Here is a 2377-nt window from a genome sequence, read left to right on the forward strand (position 1 = left end):
GCTCAAGACCCGAAGCGGAGTGATCTAGCCATGGGCAGGTTGAAGCGGAGGTAAGACTTCGTGGAGGACCGAACCCACCAGGGTTGAAAACCTGGGGGATGACCTGTGGTTAGGGGTGAAAGGCCAATCAAACTCCGTGATAGCTGGTTCTCCCCGAAATGCATTTAGGTGCAGCGTCGTGTGTTTCTTGCCGGAGGTAGAGCACTGGATAGGCGATGGGCCCTACCGGGTTACTGACCTTAGCCAAACTCCGAATGCCGGTAAGTGAGAGCGCGGCAGTGAGACTGTGGGGGATAAGCTCCATGGTCGAGAGGGAAACAGCCCAGAGCATCGACTAAGGCCCCTAAGCGTACGCTAAGTGGGAAAGGATGTGGAGTCGCAGAGACAACCAGGAGGTTGGCTTAGAAGCAGCCACCCTTGAAAGAGTGCGTAATAGCTCACTGGTCTAGTGATTCCGCGCCGACAATGTAGCGGGGCTCAAGCGTACCGCCGAAGTCGTGTCATTCACACAATAGGGCCAACGCCTGTGTGGATGGGTAGGGGAGCGTCGTGTGCCGGGTGAAGCAGCCGCGTAAGCGAGTTGTGGACGGTTCACGAGTGAGAATGCAGGCATGAGTAGCGATTCACACGTGAGAAACGTGTGCGCCGATTGACTAAGGGTTCCTGGGTCAAGCTGATCTGCCCAGGGTAAGTCGGGACCTAAGGCGAGGCCGACAGGCGTAGTCGATGGATAACCGGTTGATATTCCGGTACCCGCTGTGAAGCGTCAAACATTGAATCCACTAATGCTAAGGCCGTGAAGCCGCCCTGGAGCCTTCGGGCAAAGGGGAGTGGTGGAGCCGCCGAACCAAGGTGGTAGTAGGTGAGTGATGGGGTGACGCAGGAAGGTAGTCCAGCCCGGGCGGTGGTTGTCCCGGGGTAAGGGTGTAGCCCGTCATCTAGGTAAATCCGGATGACATGTGGGTGAGACCTGATGCCGAGCCGATTGTGGTGAAGTGGATGATCCTATGCTGTCGAGAAAAGCCTCTAGCGAGTTTCATGGCGGCCCGTACCCTAAACCGACTCAGGTGGTCAGGTAGAGAATACCGAGGCGTTCGGGTGAACTATGGTTAAGGAACTCGGCAAAATGCCCCCGTAACTTCGGGAGAAGGGGGGCCATCACTGGTGAGAGGACTTGCTCCTCGAGCTGGGGGTGGCCGCAGAGACCAGCGAGAAGCGACTGTTTACTAAAAACACAGGTCCGTGCGAAGCCGTAAGGCGATGTATACGGACTGACGCCTGCCCGGTGCTGGAACGTTAAGGGGACCGGTTAGTCACTCTTCGGGGTGGCGAAGCTGAGAACTTAAGCGCCAGTAAACGGCGGTGGTAACTATAACCATCCTAAGGTAGCGAAATTCCTTGTCGGGTAAGTTCCGACCTGCACGAATGGCGTAACGACTTCTCGACTGTCTCAACCATAGGCCCGGTGAAATTGCACTACGAGTAAAGATGCTCGTTTCGCGCAGCAGGACGGAAAGACCCCGGGACCTTTACTACAGTTTGATATTGGTGTTCGGTTCGGCTTGTGTAGGATAGCTGGGAGACTGTGAACTCTGGACGCCAGTTCAGGGGGAGTCGTCGTTGAAATACCAGTCTGGTCGTGCTGGATGTCTAACCTGGGTCCGTGATCCGGATCAGGGACAGTGTCTGATGGGTAGTTTAACTGGGGCGGTTGCCTCCTAAAGAGTAACGGAGGCGCCCAAAGGTTCCCTCAGCCTGGTTGGCAATCAGGTGTTGAGTGTAAGTGCACAAGGGAGCTTGACTGTGAGACCGACGGGTCGAGCAGGGACGAAAGTCGGGACTAGTGATCCGGCGGTGGCTTGTGGAAGCGCCGTCGCTCAACGGATAAAAGGTACCCCGGGGATAACAGGCTGATCTTCCCCAAGAGTCCATATCGACGGGATGGTTTGGCACCTCGATGTCGGCTCGTCGCATCCTGGGGCTGGAGTCGGTCCCAAGGGTTGGGCTGTTCGCCCATTAAAGCGGTACGCGAGCTGGGTTTAGAACGTCGTGAGACAGTTCGGTCCCTATCCGCTGTGCGCGTAGGAGTCTTGAGAAGGGCTGTCCCTAGTACGAGAGGACCGGGACGGACGAACCTCTGGTGTGCCAGTTGTCCTGCCAAGGGCATGGCTGGTTGGCTACGTTCGGGAGGGATAACCGCTGAAAGCATCTAAGCGGGAAGCCTGCTTCGAGATGAGGACTCCCACCTCCTAGAGAGGGTAAGGCTCCCAGTAGACGACTGGGTTGATAGGCCGGATATGGAAGCACGGTAACGTGTGGAGTTGACCGGTACTAATAGGCCGAGGGCTTGTCCTCAGTTGCTCGCGTCCACTGTGTT

Annotated in this window: 1 rRNA gene; it reads left to right on the top strand. The window is 56.7% G+C overall.

Annotated features, from left to right (window positions below):
• Positions 1 to 2355: ribosomal RNA gene (locus QC385_RS43820) — 23S ribosomal RNA — on the top strand; the annotation flags it as partial.
• Between the last annotated feature and the right edge of the window lie 22 nt (positions 2356 to 2377).

Source organism: Streptomyces sp. DH10 (assembly GCF_029813805.1).
Taxonomy (GTDB): domain Bacteria; phylum Actinomycetota; class Actinomycetes; order Streptomycetales; family Streptomycetaceae; genus Streptomyces; species Streptomyces coeruleofuscus.